Here is a 22,424-nt window from a genome sequence, read left to right as displayed (position 1 = left end):
TCCCGGCGGCGTTGTCGAAGACGATGACGACGTCACGGGCGTCACGGGTGGCGCCGAGGAAGGTCAGGCCGGTCTTGGTCTAGGGGACGAGGACCGTCTCGCGGTAGGTCCCGGCCGCGATCACCAGGGTCCAGCCCCGTTCGGGAGCGTCCGGCGTCGGCCGAACAGTGGATTCTCGGGCGACATGGCCACACTCCCGCGTTCACCCGCGTGAAAGGTTTCCCTTACGGCGACGTCCGGAAGTCAGATAAATCAGGCAGTGGTGTCAATGGCCGGCATGTGTCGCCGGACCGGCGAGAAAATCGCTTTCCCGCCCGTACCGGTCTCGCTACACTCGCCACTGATCACGCGCTGCCGCGACACCGCGGCGCGCGCCTTACCAGTGAGGGGAGCAGTCCGTGCGCCACCGCACCGCTGTGGTCATTCCCCCGTCACGCTACGACGTGATCCTGGTGTCTTCGTCGGTGCCCGACGCCGGCCGCGCGGCCGGCGTCGAATGCCCGTGACGAACCCCTGACCCCTGCCCGCCCGGCGCCGAACCGGCCGCCGGGGCATGCCCCCGTGCGGTCGCGCCACGCCAGGGGTCCCTCCACGACCTGACCTCGGGTCGTCTCGTCCGGGAATCGCGCCGTCCTGTCCGGAACATTCCGAAGGGCCATGGGCCGTGCGCACCGACCTGCACCGTCATCTCACCGACTCGCTGACCGGCGTCCGCAACCTGGGCATCCTCGCCCACGTCGACGCGGGCAAGACCACCATCACCGAACGGATCCTGTACGTCACCGGCGCCACCCACAAGCGTGGCGAGGTGCACGACGGGACGACCGTCACCGACTTCGACTCCCAGGAGCGCGACCGTGGAATAACCATCTTCGCCGCGGCGGTGAGCTGTGCCTGGGACGGCCACCGCATCCATCTGATCGACACCCCGGGCCACGTCGACTTCTCCGACGAGGTGGAGCGCTCGCTGCGGGTGCTCGACGGCGCGATCGCGGTGTTCGACGCCGTCGCGGGCGTCGAACCGCAGAGCGAGTCGGTGTGGCGGCAGGCCGACCGGCACGGGGTGCCGCGGATCGCCTTCGTCAACAAGCTCGACCGCGCCGGCGCCGACCTCGACACGGCGGTCGCGTCGATCCGCGAGCGGTTGCGGGTGGTCCCGCTCGTCGTCCAGCTGCCGATCGGGCGGGAGGACGGGTTCACCGGCGTGGTGGACCTGCTGCGCATGCGGTCGCTGGTCTGGGCCGGGGGCCGCGACACGTTCGAGGAGGGGCCGGTGCCGGACGCCCTGCTGGAGGAGGCACACCGGCGCCGGAGACTGCTGGAGGAGGCGGTGGCCGAACTGCACCCGATCGCGCTGGAGGAGTTCTGCGCGGAGTCGGCGATCTCCGCGCCGACCCTCGCCGCCGCGCTGCGCGACCTGACCCGTACCGGTGAGGGCGTGGTGGTGCTGTGCGGATCGGCCTACCGCGACCGGGGGATCGAACCGCTGCTGGACGCCGTCGTCGCCTACCTGCCCTCGCCGCTGGACGTGCCGCCGGTACGCGGCACCCGGGACGGTATCCAGGGCGGCTCCCAGCACGACACCCGGGGCGGCGCGGTGCTGGAACGGGCCGCCGACCCGGCGGCGCCGTTCGCCGCTCTGGTGTTCAAGGTGAGCTCGACCGCCACCGGGCGGCTGTCCTACCTGCGCGTTTACTCGGGAACGATCCTGAAGGGAGACACGGTGCTGGACGCGGGCGCGCGGCGTACCGAGCGGATCGGCCGGATCCTGCGGGTACAGGCCGACCGGAACACCGAGGTGGACCGGGCCGTGGCGGGGGACATCGTCGCGGTCGTCGGGCTGAAGGCGGCCCGCACCGGGGCCACCCTGTGCGAGCCCTCGGCGCCGCTGGTCCTCGAACCGCCGGCCGTGGCCGATCCGGTGGTCTCCGTCGCGGTCGAGGCTCGCAGGAGCGTCGACTCCGGCCGGTTGTCGTCGGCGCTGGCGCGGCTGGTCGAGGAGGATCCCTCGCTGGTGGTCCGGACCGATCCCGAGACCGGCCAGACGGTGCTGTCGGGAATGGGCGAGCTGCATCTGGAGGTCGCGGTGGAGAAGATCCGTCGTGCCCACGGGCTGGACGTCGGTGTCGGCCGGCCTCAGGTCGCCTACCGGGAGACGGTCGTGCGCGGGGTGTCCGGGCTGCTGTACCGGCACGTCAAGCAGGACGGCGGCGCCGGCCAGTTCGCCCACGTCGTCCTCGACGTGGAACCGCTGGAGCCGCTGGATACCGCCCCGGACGCGGAGGGCTTCGTGTTCGGCTCGACCGTCGTCGGCGGGCGGGTGCCGAAGGAGTACGTGCGGGCGGTGGAGGCGGGGTGCCGGGACGCGCTGGCCGAGGGTCCCCTCGGCGGCCATCCGGTGACCGGCCTGCGGGTCACGCTGACCGACGGGGCCACCCACCCCAAGGACTCCTCGGAGATGGCGTTCCGCGCGGCCGGAAGGTTCGCGCTGCGTGAGGCGCTGCGGACCGGTGCGATGGCGCTGCTGGAACCGGTGGTCGAGGTCACGGCCACCGTGCCCGACGACGCCGCCGGCGGGGTGATGGGCGACCTGGCGGCCCGGCGCGGCCGGGTCTCCGGCTCGACCGCGCGGGCCGGGACGGTGGTGATCACCGCGACCGTGCCGCTGGCCGAGCTGTTCGGCTACGCGACCCGGCTGCGCAGCCGCACCCAGGGCCGGGGCACCTTCACCACCCGGGCCACCGGGTACGCGCCGGTGCCGGGCACGGTGTCCGACGGGACGCCGCCCCGGTAGGAACCGGCAGGAATCGTAGGAACCGGCGATGGCCCCGCCCCCGGGCGGGGCCATCGCTCGGCGACGCTCTCGTTGGGCGCGGCCCTCGTCGGTCTGATCGGGTGGGCCCGGGTACGCGTCTCCCGTCACACGCCCGCCCAGGCCGTCCGAAACGGAGGTGTGGAGAACTCGTTTCGCGTCATCGGGTGAAAAGGGGGGACCGGACCACGGAAACGGAGTTCACGCTTGAGTGTGGAAACAGACCTGGACGACGCGGAGGTGATCAAGCGTGCCCGGCGTGATTCCGCCGCCTTCTCGGTGCTGTTCGACCGGCACGCCCCCGCCCTGCACCGTTACGTGACGCGGCGCCTGGGAGACTCGACGGCCGACGACATCGTGGCCGAGACGTTCCTCACCGCCTTCCGGCGGCTCGGGCGCTACGACACCGATTACCGCAATGCCCGCCCCTGGCTGTACGGCATCGCCGCCAACCTCATCGGCAAGCACCGCCGCGCCGAGGTCAGGGCGTACCTCTCGCTGGCCAGGACCGGGGTGGACGAGGTGGCCGAGAGCTACGCCGACCGGGTGGAGTCCCGGGTGACGGCCTCGGCGGCGCAGCGCGAGCTGGTGAGGGCACTCGCCGTGTTGTCGGCGAAGGACCGCGAGGTGCTGTTGATGATCGCCTGGGCGGATCTCAGCTACGAGGAGACGGCGCGGGCACTCGGCGTCCCCATCGGCACGGTGCGCTCGCGCCTGCACCGTGCCAGGAGAAAGACCCGCGAGGCCCTGGGCGGGGTCGATCCGTCCGCCATCTCGGAGGAGGAGACCGGTCGTGGATGACCTGAAGCTGCTGAGTGAGCTGCGGGCGGACGCGCCCGAGCCCGACGCCGACCGCCTGCGCGCGCTGCGGGCGCGTTCCCTGCGGCACCACCGCCGATTCCGGCCCGTGCTCTCGCTGCCGATGGCCGTGACGGCGGCCGTCGCGGTGATCGCGGCGGTGACCGTGGTGGTGAACGACGACGAGCGGCCGGTCGTGCCGCCGTCCGTCATCGTGGAGGCGACGCCGGTGAGCGCGGAGGTCATGCTGAGGAAGGCGGCGCTGACGGCCGAGAAGCGCCGTCCTGAAAGGACCCCTCTCCGTCCCGACCAGTGGCTGTACCGCAAGAGCGTCGTCACGCAGCCCGCCGACGGCTCGACCGAGATCCAGGAGTACTGGACGCGCTACGACGGCACCAGGCAGGCGACCCGGATGGGCTCGCGCCCGATGGAGACACGGACCATCGGGCCGGACCCGGGTGACGACGACCTGTCCCCCCGGCAGTACGCGGCCAGGCTGGCCAAGCTGCCCACCGACCCGGACAGGCTGTTGGCCCACGTCAAGGGCGACCTGCACTGGAGGGACAAGCCGGACGAGGAGCGCGGGCTCCACGAGCACCCGGACGCGCGGGCCTTCCGAGTGCTGTCGCTCTATCTCGGTCAGGAGGAGTACATGCCGCCCAAGCTGGAGGCCGCGATCTTCCGCGCCCTCGCCAGGATTCCGGGAGTCCGGGTGGACCTCGGCATACGCGACGCGGCGGGCAGGTCGGGCATGGGCATCGCCTACGAGGTCGGCAGCCCGGGCTACGGCACGCAGCGCGACGAGAACGGCCAGGTCACCGAGCGGTCCTACGTCATCCTCGACAGCACGACCTATCGCCATCTCGGCTCGCGGACGGACTACCTGCAGGACTATCTCATCAACGGCGAGGTGGCCTTCCCGAAGGGGAGCGCCTTCGTGACCGCCGAGGTCGCGTCGGGAGTCGTCGACGAACCCGGACAGATCCCTTAGGGAGCCGGCGCGGGACGGGTTCTTCGGGGAGCCGACGCCGGGGGATCGAGAACCGCCGGAGCGACGTCGTCCGGTAGCGGGTGTGTCGTCAGTCGTCCAGGGCGACGGTGACGCCGTCGGAGAAGACGGAGCCATGGAGTTCGATCGCCTTGATCTCGAAGTTCTCGGGGACGTCGAGGAGCAGGATCCCGTTGAAGGCGCGACCGCTCAACCGAGCCTTCTCGAGAACTCGCTCAGGACGAAGAGCCCGCGGCCAGCGCGGTGACCAGACCGTCGAGACGGCCGAAGGCCCGGGCCAGGCCCAGGTGGTCGATATGGTCGCGGGACTCGACGATGACGCCGTCACGTACCCGTGACACGAAGACGCACGGCACCGCGAAGGGACGGCCGCCGGCCGAGCCGACGTAGCTGAACTCGAAGACGACCACCTCGGGATCGGCCGTCTCATGGACGTGGCCCACGGGCTCGAACCGGTCGGCCCGCGCCCGGCCCGGCGCCTCGGCGAAGTGCCGGCGCAGCTCGGCACGGGTGCGCAGCGGCGTGTCACCCAGCGGCGCGAACGGGTGCCGGACGTCGGTCCGCTCGGCGTACAGGCCGGCCAGGTGGTCGAGCTCGGCCTCCCGCTCGCGTTCGGTGAGCTCGCCGGCGATCAGGCGGCTGACTCCCGCGGCGACGGCCTGGACGACCTCCGCTGGTGTGTACGGCTGCGGCATGGCATTCTCCTAAGGTAACCGTAGTCTGGACTACGGAAAGCGTACCGTAGTCCAGACTACGGTTAAAGCCCTGAAATGAGATCAGAGATCAGGAGGAGGCCGGATGCGGCAGGACGCACGGGAGAACCGGGAACGGATCCTGGCCGCGGCGGAGGCGGTGTTCGGGGAGTACGGTGCCGCCGGGTCGACCGAGGAGGTGGCCCGGCGGGCCGCCGTCAGCATCGCCACGGTCTTCCGCCACTTCCCGACCAAGGAGGAGCTGATCGAGGCGGCGCTGCTGCGGCATTTCGAGCAGCTCACCGACCTGGCCCACGCGCTCGTCGCCGACGCCGACCCGGCCGTGGCATGGCGCGCCCTCATACAGACGATGATCGAGACCGGCGCCACCAAACTCACCCTCGTCTCCCTGGTGGCCGGCCGCGACGAGTTCCCCGCCGGCGCCGTCGCCGCGTCGAACCGGCTGAAGTCCGTGGTCGGCGAGGTCCTGCGCCGGGGACAGGACGCCGGGGCCGTCCGGCCCTCGGTCACGGTCGAGGAGGTCTATCTGCTCATCCGCGGCCTGGCCCAGGCGTCGGCGACGACGCGGACCCCGCCCGACACCCTGGCCCGCGCCGTCGACGTCGTCCTCACCGGCCTGTCGCGGCCCGGCCGGTCAGCACCCACTCCCGCCTGACCACACATCCCCGGAACACCGGTCAACGGACTGGATGCTTCCCGAGGTCAGGCGCACGCTTCCGGACCAGGTCCTGTCCCAGGTGTCGAGAGCGGGTGGCGGCCCGTCCCAGAGTTCGTCCCCCTGGTCACGTCGGCGTCGTGGACGGCACCTCACCCCCGGTCGTCCAGGTCGGATCGCTCAAGGACCAGGGCGGCGGCCGTGCCGTCGATCAGGGTTCGGAGGCCGTGTTCGAAGGCGTCCTCGGCGAACGAGCCGCCGCTCTCGCGGAACGCCGTGAGCAGGGTGGTCTCCATGCCCCCGTCGAGCAGTTCGGCCAGTGCCGCGAACCGGTCCGCGGGTGTGCCCGAGGACGCCTGGCGTTCGGTCTGCTCCTGGAGGACGCACCCGTTGACGTAGCGGGTGAGGGCCGTGACCGTGCGCAGCGCCAGGACCGGGGTGAAGCCACGGCCGACCATGGCGGTCAGCTCCTCGTCGAACATCCTGATCGTCGCCGGGCTCAGGCTCGCGGCGTTGGCGACGAGGCGGGCGCCGTCGCGGTGGGCGCGCAGGGAGTCGCGGTACGCGCGGGCCCGGCGGGCGAGCCAGTCCTGCCAGGACTCGCCCTCGCGGGGCGGTCCCATCCCGGCGGCCAGGACGATCGCGTCGGCCATCCCGTCGAGCAGCTCCTGCTTGTTGCGCAGGTGCCAGTACAGGGCGGGTGACCGGACGCCCAGCTCCGAGGCGAGCCGGCGCACCGTCAGCCCGTCCAGGCCGACCTCGTCGAGCAGCCGCAGCGCCGTATCGATCATCATCTGCCGGGTCAGGCCGGCTCCCCGCTTGTTCTCTCCCATCGGTTGACACCTTAGCAGCGCTAAGGAAGCATGACGGCGGCGCGCACTTAGCGCTGCTAAGGAAACGCCGCCAAGGAAAGGTCGCGCGCCGGACGTCCCGGGCACATGCCGGATGCCGGTCGAAGAGGGGAGAGCCATGTCCACCATGCGGGAACAGCGCCTGACCAGGGCGCTGCTGACCTGCGGTGCCGTAGCCGGACCGCTGTTCGTCCTCGTGGTCGTGGTCCAGGACTACACGCGCGCGGACTTCGACCCCCGGCGGCAGCCGCTCAGCATGCTGAGCCTGGGCGACCTGGGGTGGATCCAGATCACCAACTTCGTGGCCACCGGGCTGCTGGACATCGCGTTCGCGGCAGGGTTGTGGCGGGCGCTGCGTCCGGGCCGCGGCGGGACCTGGGGGCCGTTACTGATCGGCGCGTACGGGACCGGCCTGGTCGCCGCCGGGGCCTTCCGCTTCGAACCGGCGTGGGGCTACCCGCCCGGCGCGCCGCGGGGTCTCCCCGACGATCCTGGCCTGGGCTACATCCTGCACGGCGCCGCCTTCGGCCTGGTGTTCGTCTCGCTGGTCGCGGCATGCTTCGTCTTCACCCGCCATTTCGCCGTACGGGGAGAGCGCGGATGGGCGCTCTACTGCGCGGCCACCGGCGTGGCGCTTCCCGCTCTCTACCTGCTGGCGGGGCTGCTGTCGGACGGCGGCGAGGACTCCCGGCCCCTGAGCCTGCTCCTGCGCGCCATCGCGTTCCTGGGCTGGGGGTGGGCCGCGGCGCTCGCGGTGCGGGTACGCGGGTCTCAACCGCCGACCGTGACCGGCGCCGCGTGAGGGCGAGCTCGGCCGATCGTGGTGGGGGCCCAGGTCGTCGCCCCTCACCTCTCGGATCTGGCAGGAGAGCGCGCTCGCCGAGCGCCGGACGCGTGGCCTGACCGCGCGAAGCGGCTCGAGGTCCCGCGAGGCCGGAAACGCCTTGTATATCGAGCTTCCATTCTCCGGCCGGGATCTGCTGCCTCATTCCGCCCGCCATGATCCTGGTCAGGAGAAAGCCGGCGGCGATTGCCGGGCGGTGGGACGTTTTCCTCTTTCCCTTTTTCTCCCCCATTTCCTGTGACGAGGAAATCGACTCGACCTGTCGGCTGTCCGACTGTTCCGGCCGGCGCTGACGGAGCATCGAGGTGGTCTCGGAAAATCCGGTTCGACCATTTCTGGTCTGCCCGGGAGGAGATGGTGCGATCAAATGATGGAACACGGACCGGTCGTACGGGAACCTGGAAGCTTCCAGGTTGACAAGAACTGCTGCTGTGCTTTACGGGGCCTGAGAGGCCGGGCGTGGGTCCGGTCGGTGGTGCGATCGGTCGCGAGGGTGTCGAGGGCTGCGATGCCGAGCGGGGCGACCGGCGCCCCCGTGGCGGCGAACCTCGGCGGGCCGTCGAGGGCGGGCCGGGAACCATCCGGGACCGCGCGAATGCCGGCGCCATCGGCCGGTGGAACTCCTGGTCGCCGGGCGGCCTGACCTGCGCTGATGTCCGTCGCGCACGTCACGCCCACGTTCTCCGCACCGGCACTGCCGGGAGGGTGACGAGCCGCGTGGCACGGGGTGCACCGGAACGCTCCGGCGTCGTCGGGGCGGCGCGCGCCAGGATGTCCGGTCGCGGCCGCGGTGAGTTGCGGCTGCGGTGAGGAGACCTCCCGCCAAGGCCGCCCGTGGAGTTTCCGTGACCACGCCCACCGCGAGAATCCCAGCCGCGCGGCGGCTCGCCTTCGGCGGGAAGGGCGTCTCGCGCCGCCCCCGAGCGGACCTTCTCCCGCATTCAGGCCAGACTTATCAGCAAAAATCTATAAATTTATACCTGTCATGCTGTCAATAGTTGTAAATAGGTTTGTGCAGAAAAAGGTAGACATTTACCGCGATTGACTGAACTCTTGACGGTGTGCCGGGGGTGCCCGAAGGTTGCTTTTCGAAGTGGCCGAAACGCTCGGCACTATTAACGGGGATGACAGGAACCGAAGGGAGGGAAAATGGTCAAGGCTGCCTTCGCCTACTGCAAGTACGCAGTGAGCGCGATCACCGCTGTCGCTTTCGTGGTGTGCCCGTACTGATCGACAGGATCCAAGGGCCGCCCCGGGGCGCGTGCGCCCCGGGGCGGCCCGGTTCACTGCCAGCTCCCTGCCGCCGTCGGAGGATGAATTCGTGCTGAGGACCGCAGTGGCCCAGCTGCACCATGGCCTTTCCCTTGTGTTCGGTCGCCGGCTCCGGGTGGCGAACATCGAACGTGTCGTCGCCGACATCGTGGCCACCCGTGCCGAGTTCGGTGGGATCGGCGACCTCGACGCGTTCCGCGGCACCTCGATGTCGGTCCAGGACCGTAAGCCCATCGACGACCGGAGGTTGCGCCGCCTCGCACGTATGGCGTACGCCGAGACCCCGTACTACCGGGACCTCTTCGATCGTGTCGGCATGCGGCCGGACGAGGTGAACCTGTCGACCCTGGAGCGGCTGCCGGTCACGCGCAAGGAGACCCTGCGCGACACACCCGAGGCACTCGTGAACCGCGGTGTCCGGCCCTGGTACCGGGCGGAGACCTCCGGCACCACCGGCCCGCCGTCGTCGGTGTGGTTCTCCCGCTACGAGGCCGAGCTGCTCACCGCGATGACCGCGGTCTCGCTCCTGATCGACAACCGGCTCGGCGAAGGCGACGTCATCCAGCTCAACCTGGTCTCGCGTGCCTTCTTCGGAATCCACTGTTTCGCCGGGGCGGCGGCGCTGATCGGCGTGGCGCCCAGCTCCCTCGGGCTGGTGGAGCCTGAGATCTCGCTCTCCCGGCTGGCGGGTGGCACCCGGCTCTCCGACGCGAAGGCCCGGCCCGTCCTGCTGGTCACCTACTCGAGCTACCTCGGCCTGCTGGTGGAGGTCGGTGAGCGGCTCGGGTACACGGCCGCCGACTTCGGGCTGCGGCAGATCACGTGCGGCGGCGAGATCCTCACCGAGGGGTTGCGCCGCCGCGCCGAACGACTTTTCGGGGCCACGGTCGTGGAAACCTACGGGATGACCGAGATCGCCCCGTCGAGCGGCCAGATCTGTACCGGGGGGCATCTGCACTTCCACCCGGAACAGGGCATCACCGAGGTGCTCGATCTCACCGGGACCCGGGCCGCCGAGCCCGGTGAGCTGGGAGTGCTCACCTTCACCCCGGTCTTCCCCTACCGGGAGACCACTCTCCTCCTCAGGTTGTTCAGCGGAGACGTGGTGCGCCGGCTGGCCGATGACGAGCTCGGCTGCGAGCTGGCGCAGCTGCCGGCCACCTCACGGGTGCTGGGCAAGGACGGGCACCTGTACGGCTTCGAGGGCCGCACCGTGACCCCGCGCGACATCCTGGAGCTCGTCGAGGCCGATCCGGCGGCGAGGTTCCCGTCCCGGTGGTCCCTGCGGACGGGGACCGACGGGTTGGAACTGCACATCCTCGGCGACGACCCGCAGGCCGCCGACCGGATCCGCAAGCGGGGCCTCGAACAGGAGATCCCGCTGTCCCGTGTCATCGTGCACGGTGAACGCGCCACGATGCCGCCCACCGCGCCCGTACGCGCGGACCTGCGCGAGCTGAGCTTCGCCGACGCGACCCCGAAGAAGCATCCGGAGACCGTACAGTGAATTCCGCCCTCGCCGAGATCGTGGTGATCGTCCTCATTCCGGCCGCGGCCATCCTGCTCGGAGTGCTCTACTTCCTCCGGGTGCGGATGGAACGGCCCCCGGTCGGGGTGTACACGCTCGGGGACGTCATGATCATGGTGACCGCCGTCCTCGTCATCCCCGTGGTCTACCTCGCCCTGCCGTCGTCCGCCGTCGCGACGGTGCTGGGTCTGATGACCGTCTTCGCGATCCAGATGACCCTGGCGCCGCTGCTGCCGGGGCGGGTGGCGCTGCTGGTGGCGTTCGGCGCGGCCGCGCTCGATCTCGTGCTCTTCCTCTCGGGGTCCTCCGCGGCGACGGCCTGGAACAACGTCCTCCTGCTGATCCTCGTCATCGGCGTGTGCAACCTCTACGTCCAGAGTGGCATCAAGGCCCGCGACGTGGCCGTCTTCGCCTTGCTCCTGGCCGGCTACGACCTCGTCGCCACGGCGTTGCTGCCGATGATGGGCGACTTCCTGCGCAAGGTCATCGACCTGCCGTTCGCGCCGGTCTTCGCCTGGTGGGGCGGACCGCAGCCCGTGGTGATCGGTCTCGGTGACGTGCTCATGTTCGTGTTGTGGACACTGGTGTCGTTCAAGGCGTTCGGGCGGGAGGCCGGTTGGTCGGCCGCGGGCGTCTCACTGGTGCTGGCCGCGACGCTGGTCCTCGCGATGCGGACGGGCCTGCTGACGGAGCCGTTCCCCCTCATGGTGCCGGCGGGCCCCCTGATGGCCCTGCAGTACCTCATCTGGCGCAGGGTGCGGGGCCCCGAGCGGACGACGGCCGCCTATCAGGCATCGCGCGAGGCCATCGCGCCGCCTGCCCTCCAGTCTCCGGCCAGGCCCGCGCGCTCGAAGGAGGGGTCAGCCGGAACCCGGAGCGGCTCGTAACGCTTCGAGCTCCTCGTTCATCGCGTCGAGGAAGGCGGCCGCGATGCGCAGCTCCTCCGGGCCGAACCGCCGCAGGACGTTGTCCGTGCTGCGGCCGAGCGGGCGGAAGAAGACCGCGGCGAGCGCCTGTGCCGCGTCGAGGTAGTGCAGGTGGACCACGCGCCGGTCGTGCACGTCGCGAACCCGGCGGATGTGCCCGGCCCGCTCCAGCCTGTCGAGGCACGCGGTGACGGCGCCCGAGGTGAGGTTCAGCTCCTCCCGTAGCCGGCTCGGCGTGATCGGCGACGGAGCGTCGAAGATCTTCATCAGGGCCTGGACGTCGGTGGGATGCAGCCCGTGCTCGTGGGCGAACTCGTGAGCGATGCGGTTGAACTCGGCGGTCATCCGTCGCAGTCGCACCGCGAAGGACAGCAGGTCGATGCTCTCCTCGCCGTCGCCGTTCATATCGCCATGCTACTTTAACTCAATCATTGAGATACTTAATCATTGAGTTATATGTGGGAAGGGTGATCTCATGGCGCGGCGACCGATCCGCTGGCTCGTCCCGGCGCTGCTGGTGCTGGTCTGGCTGGCCGTCGGCGGAGGGCTGGGGCCGTTCGCCGGCAAGCTCACCGAGGTGTCCACCAACGACCAGGCCGCGTTCCTGCCGCGGAGCGCGGAGTCGACACGCGCGCTGGAGGTGCAGGAGCGGTTCCGTCAGGACGCGACGCAGCCGCTCATCGTGGTGTGGACCGCGGACGGCAAGGACGGGAAGGACATCACTCCCGAGCAGAGCGCCGCGGCGACCCGGGCGCTCGCCTCGCTGCGCGGCACCGAGGGCGTCGCCGGGACTCCCACGCCCTCCATCCCGTCGGACGACGGCCGGGCGCTGCAGGGCGTGGTCCAGCTCGGACCCGACGTCGAGGGCTCGCTCGGGGAGACCCTGGACCGGATCGGCTCGGCGGTGGCGGTCGACGGCCTGCGGGCTCAGCTGGCGGGGCCGGCGGCCACCCGGGCCGACCTGTCCGACGCCTTCGCCGGGATCGACGGCCTGCTCCTCGGGGTGGCGCTGATCACCGTCCTGATCATCCTGCTGGCGGTGTACCGGAGCGTCCTGCTGCCGCTCATCATCATCGGCGGCGCGGTCTTCGCACTCGGCCTCGCGTGCGCCGTGGTGTACTTCCTGGCCGACCGCGACATCGTCCGGGTCGACGGCCAGGTGCAGGGCATCCTGTTCATCCTGGTCATCGGCGCGGCCACCGACTACGCGTTGCTGCTGACCGCCCGCTTCCGGGAGGAACTGGCCACGACCGGCGACCGCTTCACCGCGGGCCGCGTCGCGCTGCGGCGCTCGTTCGAGCCGATCGTCGCCAGTGCCGCCACGGTGGCCCTGGCCCTGCTCGCGCTGCTGCTCAGCGGCCTGACCAACAACCGCGCGCTCGGCCCGGTGGGCGCCATCGGCATCGCGTGCGCCGCTCTCAGCGCGCTCACCTTCCTGCCCGCCGCCCTCGTCCTGCTGGGCCGCGCCGCCCTGTGGCCCGCGAGGCCGCGCCCGGCCGTCGCGGCCGACGCCGAGGGCCGCGGGATCTGGAGCCGGGTGGCCACCCTGGTCGACCGCCGTCCGCGCCGGCTCTGGATCGCCACCGTCCTGCCTCTCGCCGGCCTCGCCCTCCTCGCGCCGCAGCTGAACGCCGGAGGGGTGCCGCTGGACGAGACCTTCGTGAACGACGCGCCGTCCGTGGCGGCGCAGGCGACGCTGAGCGAGCACTTCCCCGGCGGCTCGGGGCAGCCCGCGGTCATCGTCGCCCCCGCCGGGCGTGCCGCGGCCGTGGAGAAGACGGCCGGCGGCGTCGAGGGCGTGTCCGACGCCGCGGCGGTGACCCGGAGCGGACGACCGGGCGACCCCCCCAAGATCGTTGACGGGCTCGTGCTGGTGGAGGCGACGCTGAACGACGCGCCGGACGGCGACGCCGCCCAGGACACGGTCAGGCGCCTGCGCGCCGCGCTCGCCCCCGAGAACGGCGTCATGGTCGGCGGCTACAGCGCCCAGCGATACGACACGACGGAGACCGCGAGGAACGACACGCTGCTCATCGTCCCGGTCGTCCTGGCGATCATCCTGCTCATCCTGATCGTCCTGCTGCGCTCGCTGGTGACGCCCGTGCTCCTGGTGGTCACCGTCGCACTGAACTTCCTGGCCACCCTCGGCGTCTCCACGCTGGTCTTCACGCACGTGTTCAAGTTCACCGGCGTCGACGCGTCCGTGCCGCTGTACGGCTTCGTCTTCCTGGTCGCGCTGGGGGTGGACTACAACATCTTCCTCATGTCCCGGGTGCGCGAGGAGACCGCGCACCACGGGGCGCGGGCGGGGTTGCTGCGCGGGCTGGTCACCACCGGCGGGGTGATCACCTCGGCGGGCGTCGTGCTCGCCGCCACCTTCGCCGCGCTGGTGGTGATCCCCCTGGCCTTCCTCGTGCAGATCGCCTTCATCGTCGCCTTCGGCGTCCTGCTCGACACCCTGGTGGTGCGATCCCTGCTGGTCCCGGCGCTGGTACGGGACCTGGGCGCGCGGGCCTGGTGGCCCAGCCGCCTGGGCCGTGCCGAGGTGGGGCAGGAGTCCCGGGAACTGACCGAGGCGTCGAGGTGACACCCGGCCCGGGCAGCGGGAGATGCGGGAAATAAGGAAGAAGAAGGGGATATGCCGGTGCTAGCCTTCCGGAGTCGGCCGCGGGACTCCGGCGCGACTTCCGGAACCCGCCTTTGAAGCGATGATTCGCAGCTCGTGCTCCCACTCCCCGGCCGGCCTCGCACATCACCCCGGAGGCGGCGATCGACGCTCACATCGAGACCGGTGCGGACCTGATCGCCGCCGAGGACGTCCTGCTGTTCGTGAACGCGGCGATCACCTCCACCGGCCAGCGCGAGTTCCACTCCGGCGCGGACGAGCAGGGGCTCTCGCTGGACTTCCTGCACCGCTACCTGATGGGCAACTACCGCGACCTGTACGCGGCCACCCTCGCCCTGGACGTCAACGACCACAACGCCGTACTGATCGCCAGGAACCTGCTGGTCACGGCGGGGGAGACGGGCCGGGCGCAGCGCCTGGCCGAGGGGCGCCTGATCGCCCGGAGGCTGGCCCTGCTGCCGCCACCCCGGGTGTACGGGCTGTTCCGCGAGCTGCGCCGCGCCAGGGTCAACAACCGGCGCACCAGGGCGATCATGCGGGACTGGCTGGCCGCCCGTCCCGACCTCGCGTTCGACGCGGTGAAGTACCGCGGCGCCGTCAAGGACGCCGTCCGCCACGCCCACCTGAGGCCGGGCGGGGAGCTGGGGCCGTTCCTGTTCACCCCGCACCGGCCGGCCGTCTACGCCACGCCGATCCTGGAGACCTGGCGGCGGGCCCACTACGAGCAGGCCGCGCTGTACAAGCTGCCCTACACGGTCGCGGAGGGGTTCGCGGCGAAACACCGCATCGCACGCGCCACCTTCCTGGAGCGCATCGCGCCCCGGCTCACCCGGCTGGAGCGGCTGCGCCTGCAGGAGTCGGCGCGCGGCCTGGGGGCCGGCGCGGTGCGGGCCGACCTCACCACGATGCCGCTGACCCGGCTCGCGTCATACGTGCTCGCCCTCTCCCTGGACGATCGCGTGCGCCGCCGCGCCGAGCTGACGGAGGCGCTGCGCGCGGCCGCCCGCCGGACCGCGGGCGACCAGGCCGGGCGCTGGGGCGCGGTGGCCGCCGTCCTCGACGACAGCTTCTCCGCGTACGGCTCGGGGCACAAGCGCCGCCGTCCGCTTGCCGTCGCGCTCGCCTGCCACTTCCTGCTGGAGGCGCTGGCCTCCGAGTACACGCCGCTGTGGCTGTCGGGCCGTACGGACGCGCTGCTCGCCCGTCCGTACGGGGCGACACCGCTCGGCGAGCGCGTCCTCGACGGCCTCGAACGCGGACCCGGGCGCCTCGTCATCGTCTCCGACGGGTGGGACAACTCGCCGCCGGGGCTCGCCGGAGAGGTGCTGCGGATCTGGCGCACCCGGCTCGACCCTGACCACACCTGCGCCGTCGTGCACCTCAACCCGGTGTACGACGCCGCCCACTTCGACGTACGGCGGCTGGCGCCCGCCGTCCCGACCGCCGGGATCCGCGACGCCGAGAACCTGGTCGCCCTGGTGGAGCTGGCCCGGTTCGCGGAGGGGCGCACCGGGCTCCCCGAGCTGCGCGCCCACCTGGCGCGCCGCGTCGAGGCGTTCCTGCGGGAGGACGCATGACGGATCTCACCCTCACCGGGCTCTCCACCCGCCCCGCGCAGGCATGGGGTGGCGTACGGCTCGTCCCGCTGGTCCGCGAGGAGCCGATCGAGGACCTGCGGCTCGACGCCCGGCTCTACGACGCGGACTTCGGCGTCGTCGAGGTGGACGCGCGGACCGCGTACTCCTCCTACATCCCGCACGGGTTCGTGGCGAGCTGGACGCCTGACGGCACCCCCGCCGCGGCGTACGGAACACAGCTGCGGGGGCCGCAGGAGCGTGAGCGCACGCCCAGCCGGATGCCGCTGCGGTTCCACCGCCGGATGGCCCGCCGGGCCGGCAGGAACCGGCTGCGCTTCCTGCCCCTGCACCTGGCGCTCGAAGGGTATCTGGCGCTGCACTTCGGCGGGCCGGAGATCGTGTGGGAGGAGTGGTCGCACCGCGCGATCAGCCATGGGCTCTCGCCCCGTGTCGAGGAGGCGTACGTGGGCGCCGCGGTCAGCGGCCTGGAGGACGCCCTTCGCGTCTTCGAGATCCACCACGGCCAGTGCGGCGTTCTCGTCCACGTCGCGGACGCGCTCGCCGCCGCGTTCGTGGTGCCGCACCCCGACGACTACCGCGCCCTGCACACCACCCTCGTCCACGACCTGTACGGCGAGCTGATCCACCACTACGCGATGTACGGCGGGCCGGTGCCCGATTTCCGGGCCCGCATCGCGGACGCGACGGTGCGCTCGCTCGCCGATCTGCGCGCCCAGGCCCGCCGGCAGCGGGACGAGTGGGCGGCCTTCCACGACCGGGTCATGGCGGGCGGGCTGCTGGGCGCCGACTACACCTACCAGCGCGTTCACGAGATGGGCGGGTATCGCCTGTCCCGCTTCCTGCCGCCCTTCGAACGGCAGCGGGAGAACCACATCGGCGAGCTCATCACCGACGGCACCGGCCGGCTCGCGTACCTCAAGACGTTCCGCCTGTCGGAGAACCAGGTCCGGCGCGGCCACCTGCTGACCAGTCTCGCCGCCGCCGGCTGGAACGTGGCCGACACCGCCGTCGCGCTCGGCGTGACCGAGCCCGAGCTCGGCCTGCGCATCGAGGCCGCGGGCTTCGGCCACCTCCTTCGCCAGGACGTCCTCGACCACTACCGCGCCCGGGCCCGCCGCGGTCGCCGGTGACCACACAGGGTTTCGTGAAGTCGCCGACATACCCCGAGAGGCGGCTGGCCTGTCGTGTCCCCCGGCGGACCTCCGGTCAGGCCCTGATCTGGCGGGTGATGGACGGGTCGGTGATGGCGGCGTCGCCGGCCAGCAGGAGCGCCTTGGAGATGATGACCGACAGCATGCCGCCCTCTTCCTCGAACGGCAGGAAAACGTGGTCGGGCGCGACGTCGGGGACGATGCACAGGTAGGCGTCGTTGGGTTCCATCAGGATGTTGCCCGAGCCCAGGTGGATCCGGTAGGTACGCAGGTCACCGCGGACCCGCAGGAAGCGGTCGGTGAGCTCGGCCCGGTCGGCGATGCGCAGCCGGGGGAGCAGCCGGGTCAGGGCGTCGCGGCGGATCTCGGCGGTCTCGGTGAGGTCGCCGAAGTTGTAGGAATGCCAGTAGTCGCCCTGTCCCTGCGGGTCGAGGCCGACGGAGGAGACACCGACGGCGAGGTCGGCGTCGCGCATGGTCTCCGACAGCACCAGCGGGGGCACCTCGGTCAGCGGTGCCGGTCTGCGGAACTCCTCCTGTGACGGCTCCTCGCCGGTGCGGTAGAACCGGATCGGCCCGCTGAGGCAGAACGCGGCCGGGGCATCGTAGCCGTCCGTCTCCCAGGACTCCCAGGGCAGGTGCATGTCCCAGCGCGCCTGCCAGCCGGGGACCTCCTTGACGGCCTCGCCCTGCTCAGAGCCGCCCGCCGCGTCCCAGTGGCCGAGCGAGAGGCCGGTCCAGCCGCGTTCGGAAAGCAGTGCCTTGGCCTGGCCGTACCGCAGCCTGTGTCCGGCGAAGCGGTTGGAGAGTGTCCCGGACCGCTCCTCGGCCGGGGTGAGCAGGTAGACCTCGCGGAAGACCTGCTTGAACGGTTGCCGCAGCCCGATCTCCAGGAGGTGGTCACGCCGGCCGCGGATCTCCTCGACGGTTTCCCCGATGGGATGCCAGAGCCGCATCGGGGTGTCGGCGCGGGGCTGGATCCGGCGGCCGATCGGATCGGTCAGCTCCCAGCCGTCGTCGGTCCTGACCGGTATCCCGGCGGGACCCTGCAGGATCTGCCAGATCAGCCGCCTGCCGTGGACACCGGTGACGGGGTGGTCGAGGAAGAACTCCTCAACCTGGCTCCAGCGCCAGAGCCGGTCCTCGGCGAGTGCCCGCTCGACGCGGTGCCGCTCGGAGGACAGGGTCTTCCGGATCTCTTTGAGCGTGTTCCTGAACTCGGTGAGCAGTCCGCCATTGCTCTCTCTGATCGCTTTCGGGGCTGATTTGGCCGGCTTTCCGGCCGGATCGAGAAAGGTCAGCAGCGGTGTGCCCGCCTCGTCCAGCGCCAGTCGCAAAACGTGCTCGCCCGCCTTCTCCTCCCGTACGCCGTCCGGGTCGAGTCCGAACGTCGGCACGGTCCGGTCGAGCAGCTGCTCGCGGCTGAGCCCGGCCTGTTCGGCCACCGCGTCCAGCGTCCGCGTCACCTTCGCCAGGATCGACCTCTTCCTGACCTTGGTCTGCATCCGGGCGAGCGGGGCCACCACCTCCAGACCGCCGTGTCCGGCCAGCACGAGCAGGGCGGCGTTGACGAGCTTCTCGCTGCGCGAGTTGGGCCCGGACCCGCCGATGCCGGTGCCCGCCGCCAGGGCGACCTCCCCGAGCAGCGGGACCGTCCACGGCTCGTCGATCAGCTCACATGTCCACACCAGGCCGCGCAGCGCCACGGCGGTGCGTTCGTTCAGATAGGTCGTCGTGGTCCACTCGTGGTCGCCGTTTCGGTGCCGGATCGTCGTCTCCCGGTGGGCGGGGACGCGGCTCAGGATGTCGCGGACGAGCGGGCCGGTGTCCGGTGTGAGCAGGGCGGCGGCCTGCCGGAGCCAGGCGGGAGCGGGGCGCGCGGCGGTCGCGGTGATCCAGTGACACAACAGGGGAAGCGCCTTCGGGTCGCCGAGGCGGGAGCCGTACTCGGTGGCCATCAGGGTGGCGAAGCCGTCGCCCGCGCCGACCAGGTAGGCGGTGGCCCGCACGGGGTCGTCCTCCGCGTGCTCCGCCAGGAGGATGTCCATGTCGCGTTTGAGCCGGGAGTGGGGCGCCCACGGGTTGTCGGTCAGAGCCTCGTGGATCTGGCGCATCAGCGGGAGATGACGGCGTTGCGCCTCGCGGGAGAGACTCTCGGTGGCCGCCCACGGAAGGGCCGTCGAGGACTCGTGGCGGTAGTCGAGCAGGCTGGGCCCGATCGCGGCCCGCCAGAGCAGCTCGACCTCGTCGCCGGTCCAGGCGAGTTTCCGCTCGGCGACCCGCGCGGCCAGCGACGTCGGATCCGGGCGGTGGTCCGTCCCGCGGGTGTGGAGCAGGTTCATCCGCAGCTGCGCCCACACCCCCAGCGCACGCCATTGCGCGTCGCCGAATGTGGGCACGAGCTCGGCGACGACCTTCTCGGTGAACGTCGGCGCCGGCCACTGCCGCGCCGGCACGTAGAGCTCGTCGAGCCGGGCGAACAGGTCCGCGCGAACCTGGCCGGGGTCGTCGCCGAGCCATCCGAGCTGCTCGGGGGAGAGCTCGTCGAGAAGGCCCATGTCAGAAGTCAACGGTCGTCTCCAGCGATAGGGGGTAGCGCCATGACTACCAACCGGCTCCGACAAATTCCGGCCGCGGCGCAGGGAACAGGGGGCGACGCCGGAGATTCCGTGAACCGGTAGAACGGACATCCGCCGTACGCGCCGTCGCGATGGAACCGCCGCGGTATGTCAACGCGGCGAGCCCGACCGTTTTCCCTGAATCGTCTTCCTCGAATCCATCACGCGTATGGCGGTCCCTGCGCCGGCTCCGAACCAAGCCTGATACGCCAGGTCGCGAATGTCTGCGTGCGCTTGCGCGGGGTGGAAGACAAGCTCTGACCGCCTTTCGCAATCCGTAGAATCGCGTATATTTGCGGCTTTGTTAGCTATTAATCCTGTTTGAGAGTCGAAGTTTTCCTGGATAGAGGATCTGTCGGGCCTAGGGTTTACGTTGAAGGCGTTCGTGAACAGGTTTGCTCGCGAGACGTTCTTTAAAGATCACCTCTACTGAAACCCCTTGTCGTGTAAAGATCGTGATTCCTGTCGAAGGAACGTTCCATGGAGGTGGCATGAAGGCCAATGAGACGACGCTCCGGGGTCTTATCGGTGGCGAGCAGCAGCTGATGATCCCGCTGTACCAGCGGCCCTACTCCTGGGAGCGCGAGCAGCTCGCCAAGCTGTGGGCGGACATCGAGTTGCAGGTCGACCAGATCGAACAGGGCAAGGACAACACCCACTTCCTGGGCTCGGTCGTGCTGGCTCCCGGTCCGGAGAATTCACCGGGCAACTACCAGTGGCTGGTCGTCGACGGCCAGCAGCGGTTGACGACACTGATGGTGGCGCTGTGCGCGTTGCGCGACCACCAGGCCGCCGAGGACCCGATGCACCGTGAGCGCATCAACGAGACCCACCTGATCAACAAGTTCAAGCCGGGAAATCTCAGATATCGTCTGCTGCCCACCCAGGTCGACCGCTCTACCTTCAGGGCCTGTGTCGAGGGGCTGCCCATGGGGGAGACGGACAGCCGGATCGCGAGCGCCTACCAGTTCTTCCGCACCAAGCTGGTCGAGGTCGACGATCCGGCCGATCCTCATGACATCGCCCGGGTCGAGAGCGTGGTTCTCAACCGGCTGAACCTCGTGCAGATCGTCGTGGAGGACGACGACAACGCCTTCCGGATCTTCGAATCCATCAACAACACCGGTATGCGGCTCAGCCAGGTGGACCTGATCCGCAACTACGTCTTCATGCATCTGCCGAAAAAGGGGCAGTACGTCCACGACACCTACTGGTTGCCCATGCAGAGACTCCTCGGTCACAAGGCACTGGATCAGCTGATGTATCTCACCCTGATTCTCGACCGGGGTGACGAGGCCCAGTACAACGACGCCTACCGAGGCCACCAGGAGCTTCTGCGGGCCGTGACCGTGGACAGGGGAAAGGTCGAGGAACGCGTCGAGGAGTATGTGAAGGAGCTCTCTCGCCGCTCCCGCTATCTTCAGCAGATCCTCGAACCAAAAGGCGACACGGAGATCGAGAGGCGGTTGCGCTTCCTCAACGAGTGGAAGGGCAGCACCGCGTACCCCGTCATCATGCGACTGCTGGAGCTCCGTGACAGCGGAGACTGCACCGACGAGGAGGTCTGCAAGGCGCTGAGCTACATCGAGAGCTTTCTGATCCGGCGGCTGATCTCAGGCGTCACGTCCGGCAACCTGAACAAGATCTTCATGCGGCTCACCCGTCAGCTGACGGGCGAGCGGCAGGTGGCAGATGTTCTGCGTACCGAACTGTCGGCGGCGAGGCTGTACTGGTCCTCGGACGAACAGTTCCGTGCCGACATTCGCAGTAAGGCCTTCTACTGGCAGGGACGCACCGCGCAGCAGAAGCTCGTGCTCCGCCGGTTGGAGGAGACCTACGACCCCAAGGAGCGGGTGGACCTCTCCGACAAGAAGATCACCATCGAGCATGTGTTGCCGCAGAGCCCGACGCCCGACTGGCTTGAGACCCTCGCCACCGAGGGAGAGGCGGACCGGCTGCACAAGGAGCTGGTGCACACCCTGGGCAACCTCACCCTCAGCGGCTACAACTCCGAGCTGGGCAACATGTCCTTCGCGAGGAAGCGTGACTTCTTCACGCGCAGCGGAGTCGTCATGAACCAGGAGATCGCCAAACAGGAGCGATGGGGAAAGGCGGAGATCGAGGCCCGCGCGGAACGGCTCGCCACCCGGGCGATCGAGATCTGGCCCGGCCCGCTGGACAGCGGCCCGGTGGGGCCGTCCCGCGACTGGACGCTGCTGCACGCGGCGCTCGCCGCGCTCCCGGCCGGCACCTGGACGACCTACGGGGACCTCGCCGAGCTGATCGGCTCGCACGCGGTCCCGGTGGGTGCTCACCTGGCCAAGACCAGCCTGCTCAACGCGCATCGGGTGCTGAACGCGTCGGGCCAGGTGTCCAAGGGCTTCGGCTGGGCGGACGAGGATGACGAGCGGGACGTTCACGAGGTGCTCCGAGCCGAGGGAATCAAGTTCGACCAGGCCGGCAAGGCGGACCGAACCCAGTTGATCTCCGCTCGGGAGCTCGCCGAACTGCTGGGACTTCCCGCCGCGCTGGACATCAGCGAGGCCGAGCTGCTCCCCGGTGACCAGGGAGACCTGGAGGAGTACGAGCGCCGTTTCTTCGAGCAGCTGGGCGAGGGGAGCGGGCCGCAGGCGGCCGGGGCGGTCACCCGGCTGCTCGACTGGTGGCGGGCCCGCGGTGGTGAGATCCAGTTCGGCCGGTCCGCGGGCAGCTCGTGCGCGCCGGTCATCAAGCGGGACGGCAAGACGTTGGCGATGATCCGCTTTTACGCCGACACCGTCGAAGTCCCGTTCGGCACGCTGAAGCGGCGGCCGCCGTTCGACGACCCGATCCTCCGTGATCAACTCCGCAGGAATCTCAACGACGCTCCGGGCATCGAACTGCCCGCGGCGAAGATCGAGTTGTACCCCTCTTTCAAGACGGTGCTGCTGGTCAACGAATCCGTCTGGGATGTCGTGGTCTCCTCGCTCGACTGGTTCGCCCAGACCGTGACCAAGGGCGAGTAGTCGCCGAGCCCGCGTGTCC

16 protein-coding genes are annotated in these 22,424 nt (G+C 70.3%); 11 read left to right on the top strand and 5 right to left on the bottom strand.

Going from position 1 to position 22,424, the window contains the following annotated elements; translation table 11 throughout:
• The first annotated feature begins 664 nt into the window (after positions 1-664).
• The 3 genes from fusA to ACVCAG_RS21390 all read left to right on the top strand — a co-directional run bounded on the left by fusA (position 665) and on the right by ACVCAG_RS21390 (position 4,601).
• Positions 665-2,794, top strand: coding sequence for an elongation factor G (fusA, locus tag ACVCAG_RS21400; protein ID WP_447190179.1), 2,130 nt, complete (start codon positions 665-667; stop codon positions 2,792-2,794).
• Between the two features lie 231 nt (positions 2,795-3,025).
• A complete protein-coding gene (locus ACVCAG_RS21395) occupies positions 3,026-3,613 on the top strand; it encodes a sigma-70 family RNA polymerase sigma factor (RefSeq protein WP_440081761.1) in 588 nt (195 codons plus the stop codon).
• Positions 3,606-4,601 carry a CU044_5270 family protein gene (locus tag ACVCAG_RS21390; RefSeq protein WP_447190178.1) on the top strand — a complete coding sequence of 332 codons (996 nt, stop codon included), beginning with the start codon at positions 3,606-3,608 and terminating at the stop codon, positions 4,599-4,601. Before ACVCAG_RS21395 ends, ACVCAG_RS21390 begins: the two co-directional genes overlap by 8 nt.
• A gap of 88 nt (positions 4,602-4,689) precedes the next feature.
• On the opposite strand, the gene ACVCAG_RS21385 is transcribed toward ACVCAG_RS21390, so the two are convergent.
• Together ACVCAG_RS21385 and ACVCAG_RS21380 are read right to left on the bottom strand one after the other, a co-directional pair.
• Positions 4,690-4,812, bottom strand: a complete 123-nt coding sequence (locus ACVCAG_RS21385; protein ID WP_447190177.1) for a hypothetical protein — start codon at positions 4,810-4,812, stop codon at positions 4,690-4,692.
• Positions 4,813-4,834: 22 nt separating this feature from the next.
• Positions 4,835-5,314, bottom strand: a complete 480-nt coding sequence (locus tag ACVCAG_RS21380; RefSeq protein ID WP_440081610.1) for a nuclear transport factor 2 family protein — start codon at positions 5,312-5,314, stop codon at positions 4,835-4,837.
• 103 nt (positions 5,315-5,417) lie between these two features.
• Between ACVCAG_RS21380 and ACVCAG_RS21375 the strand changes: the two genes are divergently transcribed.
• Positions 5,418-5,987, top strand: a complete 570-nt coding sequence (locus tag ACVCAG_RS21375) for a TetR/AcrR family transcriptional regulator (protein WP_447190176.1) — start codon at positions 5,418-5,420, stop codon at positions 5,985-5,987.
• A gap of 152 nt (positions 5,988-6,139) precedes the next feature.
• Here ACVCAG_RS21375 and ACVCAG_RS21370 read toward each other — a convergent pair whose 3' ends face one another.
• Positions 6,140-6,820, bottom strand: coding sequence for a TetR/AcrR family transcriptional regulator C-terminal domain-containing protein (locus ACVCAG_RS21370; protein ID WP_447190175.1), 681 nt, complete (start codon positions 6,818-6,820; stop codon positions 6,140-6,142).
• Positions 6,821-6,956: 136 nt separating this feature from the next.
• Here ACVCAG_RS21370 and ACVCAG_RS21365 point away from each other — a divergent pair, with 136 nt between their 5' ends.
• From ACVCAG_RS21365 to ACVCAG_RS21355, 3 genes are all read left to right on the top strand, one after another.
• Complete coding sequence (locus tag ACVCAG_RS21365) at positions 6,957-7,640, top strand: DUF998 domain-containing protein (protein WP_447190174.1); 684 nt, start codon at positions 6,957-6,959, stop codon at positions 7,638-7,640.
• A 1,363-nt stretch (positions 7,641-9,003) separates the two neighbouring features.
• Complete coding sequence (locus ACVCAG_RS21360; RefSeq protein ID WP_447190173.1) at positions 9,004-10,461, top strand: phenylacetate--CoA ligase family protein; 1,458 nt, start codon at positions 9,004-9,006, stop codon at positions 10,459-10,461.
• On the top strand, positions 10,458-11,369 hold the full coding sequence (locus ACVCAG_RS21355; RefSeq protein ID WP_447190172.1) for a hypothetical protein: 912 nt from the start codon (positions 10,458-10,460) through the stop codon (positions 11,367-11,369). Before ACVCAG_RS21360 ends, ACVCAG_RS21355 begins: the two co-directional genes overlap by 4 nt.
• On the opposite strand, the gene ACVCAG_RS21350 is transcribed toward ACVCAG_RS21355, so the two are convergent.
• Positions 11,343-11,813, bottom strand: coding sequence for a MarR family winged helix-turn-helix transcriptional regulator (locus tag ACVCAG_RS21350; RefSeq protein WP_447190171.1), 471 nt, complete (start codon positions 11,811-11,813; stop codon positions 11,343-11,345). The two genes, ACVCAG_RS21355 and ACVCAG_RS21350, sit on opposite strands and share 27 nt — an antisense overlap.
• A 70-nt stretch (positions 11,814-11,883) precedes the next feature.
• Here ACVCAG_RS21350 and ACVCAG_RS21345 point away from each other — a divergent pair, with 70 nt between their 5' ends.
• From ACVCAG_RS21345 to ACVCAG_RS21335, 3 genes are all read left to right on the top strand, one after another.
• Complete coding sequence (locus ACVCAG_RS21345) at positions 11,884-13,995, top strand: MMPL family transporter (protein ID WP_447190170.1); 2,112 nt, start codon at positions 11,884-11,886, stop codon at positions 13,993-13,995.
• A gap of 242 nt (positions 13,996-14,237) precedes the next feature.
• Positions 14,238-15,611 (top strand): hypothetical protein, encoded by a 1,374-nt coding sequence (locus tag ACVCAG_RS21340; protein ID WP_447190169.1) that lies wholly within the window; start codon positions 14,238-14,240, stop codon positions 15,609-15,611.
• Positions 15,608-16,762 carry an ARPP-2 domain-containing protein gene (locus tag ACVCAG_RS21335; RefSeq protein WP_447190168.1) on the top strand — a complete coding sequence of 385 codons (1,155 nt, stop codon included), beginning with the start codon at positions 15,608-15,610 and terminating at the stop codon, positions 16,760-16,762. Before ACVCAG_RS21340 ends, ACVCAG_RS21335 begins: the two co-directional genes overlap by 4 nt.
• A 76-nt stretch (positions 16,763-16,838) precedes the next feature.
• On the opposite strand, the gene ACVCAG_RS21330 is transcribed toward ACVCAG_RS21335, so the two are convergent.
• The gene (locus tag ACVCAG_RS21330; RefSeq protein WP_447190167.1) at positions 16,839-19,352 is read right to left on the bottom strand and encodes a DUF4132 domain-containing protein; all 2,514 of its coding nucleotides are present in this window, start codon (positions 19,350-19,352) and stop codon (positions 16,839-16,841) included.
• Between the two features lie 539 nt (positions 19,353-19,891).
• Between ACVCAG_RS21330 and ACVCAG_RS21325 the strand changes: the two genes are divergently transcribed.
• Entirely contained in the window at positions 19,892-22,405 is a 2,514-nt protein-coding gene (locus ACVCAG_RS21325; protein WP_447190166.1) for a GmrSD restriction endonuclease domain-containing protein, read from the top strand.
• Positions 22,406-22,424: the final 19 nt, after the last annotated feature.

The organism is Streptosporangium sp. G12, assembly GCF_052983175.1.
Note: the sequence above shows the minus strand (reverse complement) of the source record. Positions and strands in the feature narration are given on the sequence as shown.

Coding starts and splice junctions, on each gene's coding strand:
- ACVCAG_RS21380 (WP_440081610.1), bottom strand. CDS start 5,314: ATGCCGCAGCCGTACACACCAGCGGAGGTCGTCCAGGCCGTCGCCGCG.
- ACVCAG_RS21375 (WP_447190176.1), top strand. CDS start 5,418: ATGCGGCAGGACGCACGGGAGAACCGGGAACGGATCCTGGCCGCGGCG.
- ACVCAG_RS21370 (WP_447190175.1), bottom strand. CDS start 6,820: ATGGGAGAGAACAAGCGGGGAGCCGGCCTGACCCGGCAGATGATGATC.
- ACVCAG_RS21365 (WP_447190174.1), top strand. CDS start 6,957: ATGTCCACCATGCGGGAACAGCGCCTGACCAGGGCGCTGCTGACCTGC.
- ACVCAG_RS21350 (WP_447190171.1), bottom strand. CDS start 11,813: ATGAACGGCGACGGCGAGGAGAGCATCGACCTGCTGTCCTTCGCGGTG.
- ACVCAG_RS21345 (WP_447190170.1), top strand. CDS start 11,884: ATGGCGCGGCGACCGATCCGCTGGCTCGTCCCGGCGCTGCTGGTGCTG.
- ACVCAG_RS21335 (WP_447190168.1), top strand. CDS start 15,608: ATGACGGATCTCACCCTCACCGGGCTCTCCACCCGCCCCGCGCAGGCA.
- ACVCAG_RS21325 (WP_447190166.1), top strand. CDS start 19,892: ATGAAGGCCAATGAGACGACGCTCCGGGGTCTTATCGGTGGCGAGCAG.